Consider the following 4,176-nt stretch of genomic DNA (forward strand, 5'->3'; position numbering starts at 1 on the left):
CAGTTGCTCGATTGGTTGAGAAAAGAAGTAAAACTTTCATTAGGTTGTACTGAACCTATTGCTATTGCGTATGCTGCTGCGGTGGCTGCCAAATATCTCAACGCACCGATATTAAAAATAACGGGGGAGATATCGGAGAATCTGTATAAAAATGCGATGGGGGTCACTATCCCAGGAACAACCTATTGCGGAGTGACTCTTGCTGCGGCGATAGGGGCTATTGGCGGTAACGCGGATGCCGATTTAGAAGTATTGAAAGACATTACTGCGGCACAAATTACCCAAGCTTATATGTTCAATGAATCAGGTAAAGTGTGTTTAAACGCAGTAGATGCTGCGGACTTTATTTTTATTGATATTACGTTATATAGCCTTGATGATCACTGCCGGGTTGTGATTCAAGGTGGCCATACCAATGTCACGCAAGTATATATTAATAATATAAAACAAATATTAGCCCGAGACTTAATCACCGACAATGAAAAGGGCGCACTACCCGAATTTTCACTTAACGACGCATTTAAATTTGTGACCGATGTTGGCGCTAAAGATATTATGTTTATGCTGAAAAGTGCTGAGATTAATACTGCGCTTTCTGATGAGGGGCAAAGGAAGAGCTATGGTTTGAACGTGAGTGGGGCGTTGTCGCAGGCCAGGAAAAACGGCTTTATCAGCACTGACTTACTGAGCCAAATGTTGATCAACACCACTGCGGCGTCAGATGCCCGTATGGGAGGCGCACCCTTACCCGCGATGTCAAATTATGGCTCAGGTAATCAAGGGATTACCGTGACAATGCCGGTAGTGACACTTGCCAGACATCTAAAGACCGATGATGAAACCCTGGCCAGGGCATTAGCATTGGCTCATTTGGCTGCAATTTCAATTCATATGCGTTATACCCGATTGTCTGCATTGTGTGCGGCTTCAACGGCAGCAATGGGCGCAGCGGCAGGTATGAGTTGGTTATTGACCCAGGATTTTCAGACTATCTCCTACGCGGTCAGTAATATGATCAGTGATATCAGTGGGATTATTTGTGATGGTGCATCAAATAGTTGTGCGATGAAAGTGTCTACTGCCACCGCCTGCGCATTTAAGTCGGTGTTGATGGCGCAACAAAATAGCGTTGCAGGGGAGCGTGATGGCATTGTTTCTTGCAATGTTGAAGGTTCTATCAACAATTTATGTAAATTAGTGTTATCGCCGATGAGGCAAACAGATAAAGAAATTATCAGTATAATGACACGTAAATAAATATTACGGTTTAACTGCGTGGCCTAACGTCATTATTAATAATGATCGGCGGGTTATCGTAAAAATTTAAAGGGACAAATAATGAATAAGTCAAAATCGATCGCGACTCTGGTTATCCATGCCGGAGATCAAGTTGACCGGGGCAATAATGCTATTTTTCCACCAATTACCACTGCCAGTTCTTTCATTCAACCCAATTTAGGCGAAGAAGGGGAGTTTTGTTATTCCCGTTGCAGTAACCCGACAAGATATGCGTATGAAACCGCCTTGGCTGAGTTAGAAGGTGGTATCTATGCTACGGCGACCGCTTCCGGTATGGCAGCAACTGCACTTATATTGGAGTTGCTACCTAAAGATTCCCATGTATTAGTAATGAAAGGGGTCTATGGCGGTACTTATCGGTTGTTTGAACGTCTGCGTAAACACACTTCAGGTACCACATTCAGTTATGTCGATCTTAACGATCTGGCGTCAGTAAATAGCCATATTCAGGAGAATACAGCTTTAATCTGGATTGAAACGCCCACTAACCCACTGTTGGAATTAGTTGATATTGAAGCGGTATGCCAGGTTGCCAAAAGCAGGGGCATAATGAGCTGCGTGGATAATACCTTTGCCAGTGCCTGGAACCAACGGCCGCTCACTTTAGGTGCTGATATCGTTATGCTCTCTACCAGTAAATATATTGGTGGGCATTCAGATTTAATTGGCGGTGCAGTTATTACCAATGTGCAGAATATTGCCGACCAACTGGATTTTTGTAAAACCACCGTTGGGGCTATTGCTTCGCCGTTTGATGCCTATTTGGCATTGCGCGGCATGAAAACACTTGATGTTCGTATGGAACGTCAATGCAGTAATGCTTTAAAAATCGCGCAGTTTTTAGCACAACATTCTAAGGTACTAGATGTCCATTACCCTAGTCTGGAATCACATCCTCAATATCAATTGTGTAAAAAACAGATGCGTTCTGGCGGGGCGGTAGTCAGTATCCGATTAAAAGGCGATATAACAGCGGTGAAAACCTTTATTGCCAAGCTAAATTATTTTGTTTTAGCCGAATCACTGGGGGGCGTTGAAAGTATGGTTAACCATTCTGCTTCAATGTCGCATGGTTCTATGTCTCAAAACGAGAGGGAAAATATAGGCATATACGATACAACACTACGGCTTTCAATCGGTATCGAAGATATTAATGATTTAATAGCAGACGCAGAGCAAGCCCTTTCCTTTATACAATAATTAATAGGGTAGTCATATGCATGATTATGGCGTGTGGACAATTATAACTCCACTAGTAACTATTTGTTTGGCGATTTTTACTCGGCAGGTAATATTGTCGTTATTAATGGGGATAGTTGTTGGATTTACGGTTATTAACGATCACAATCTACTTCAGGGGATCAGTGGCACTTTAAATGGAATTATTGATACATTCTCTTCTCCAGGTAATACTCGTACCGTTATTTTTATGGTGATGATTGGCGGGATCATGCGCTTAATTGTCGTGACCGGGGGCGTTCGAAGTTTAGTTCGCGCCTTAACAGAAAAAACTCAGTTTGTTACTAATAAAAAAGCAGTGCAGTTGTTGGCGATGGTGATTACGTCAATTATTTTCATTGAAAGTTCGATCAACCAACTTATTGCCGGTGCATCGACCAAAGATCTGGCAAAAAGATACGGTCTATCACCAGAGAAAATGTCTTATATTGTCCAAACCTCCTGTGTATCAGTCTGTTCTTCAGCAATGATAAATGGTTGGGGTGCGGCAATGATGGGGGTCATCGGTGTCCAGATCGCCAAAGGGTACATCGATGGACAGCCTTTTGAGATTCTGGCCAGATCGATGGTGTGGAATCTGATGGCATGGTTCTCGTTGGCGTCCGTACTGTTCTATATTTTCTCTGGGGCATCCTGGGGGCCGATGAAGAAGGCTGAAGCGAATTACATCAGCAAACAGGATCTGCACGTTGAGAAAGAAAAAGATGAAGTCATTGATCATCCGGCGTGTAATTCATTGCTAAACTTCCTTATCCCTATTCTGTCGACTGTTATTGCTGTGCCGGTTGCACTTTATGTCACTGGCGATGGCGATTTCACTAAAGGTAGCGGCTCTATGTCGGTATATAGCGCTGTGATGTTTGGGACAACGGTTTCTTTTGTTTGGTTCTGTGGGCGGCGGATCCTGAATATAGAATCCTTCTTTAAAGAGTTGTATATCGGTTACGCCAGTATGGTGAAAATCAGCTCAATTATGGTATTGGCATTTTTGATGGGGAATGTCTCTGCTGATCTCAATACCGGGCAATATATTGCTACTATCACCTCCGGTGTTATTTCTCCTGGATTCTCAATTGGCTTTATTTTTATTATCAGTGCAATTATGTCGCTAGCGACGGGGACGTCATGGGGCACGTTTGCCATTATGATCCCCATCGGTGTTCAGCTTGGGGTCTCTTTGGGGATGCCCGTGGAATATATGATTGGTGCGGCCATTGCAGGTTCTATTTTTGGTGACATGACATCGCCTATCTCTGGTGATGCCATTGTGGCGTCTATGGCGACGGATTGTGACCATATTGAGCATATTCGAACACAAATGCCCTATGCCATTGCAACTGCAAGTATTGTGTTGGCAATCTATCTCTATCTCGGTTTTACGGTATAACCTGATGGCCTTCTATCTTACTGTTAGATAAGAATGGTCAATAGATACCCCTCCAAATAATGCCATTATAAATATTTGTAATGGCATTATTTCTGCTTTTAACTCCTGCTATTTCCCGCTGGAAATGCTTAATTTAATGAATTCATAGCTTTTATTTCTGCTGTATTTACCTGCTTGCTTACTGTGCTTATGTCAGGTTAAGTAAAGTCCAACAATTAAACTGACCGAGTAATTATCGACTCCCGCAAAAT

General features: G+C 42.8%; 3 protein-coding genes. All 3 read left to right on the forward strand.

The features are described from left to right. Window positions 1–3 precede the first annotated feature (3 nt). The 3 genes from V1952_RS20345 (at window position 4) to V1952_RS20355 (ending at window position 3,925) form a co-directional block, all read left to right on the forward strand. Complete coding sequence (locus tag V1952_RS20345; RefSeq protein WP_420075420.1) at window positions 4–1,257, forward strand: serine dehydratase subunit alpha family protein; 1,254 nt, start codon at window positions 4–6, stop codon at window positions 1,255–1,257. A gap of 81 nt (window positions 1,258–1,338) precedes the next feature. Continuing rightward, window positions 1,339–2,499 carry a trans-sulfuration enzyme family protein gene (locus V1952_RS20350; RefSeq protein ID WP_420075419.1) on the forward strand — a complete coding sequence of 387 codons (1,161 nt, stop codon included), beginning with the start codon at window positions 1,339–1,341 and terminating at the stop codon, window positions 2,497–2,499. A 16-nt stretch (window positions 2,500–2,515) separates the two neighbouring features. Beyond that, window positions 2,516–3,925: a Na+/H+ antiporter NhaC family protein gene (locus tag V1952_RS20355; RefSeq protein ID WP_372559536.1), complete on the forward strand. Its 1,410-nt coding sequence runs from the start codon at window positions 2,516–2,518 to the stop codon at window positions 3,923–3,925. The last annotated feature ends 251 nt before the right edge of the window (window positions 3,926–4,176 follow it).

Source organism: Yersinia sp. 2542 StPb PI, assembly GCF_048593855.1.
GTDB lineage: Bacteria > Pseudomonadota > Gammaproteobacteria > Enterobacterales > Enterobacteriaceae > Yersinia > Yersinia enterocolitica_E.

Coding starts and splice junctions, on each gene's coding strand:
- V1952_RS20350 (WP_420075419.1), top strand. CDS start 1,339: ATGAATAAGTCAAAATCGATCGCGACTCTGGTTATCCATGCCGGAGAT.
- V1952_RS20355 (WP_372559536.1), top strand. CDS start 2,516: ATGCATGATTATGGCGTGTGGACAATTATAACTCCACTAGTAACTATT.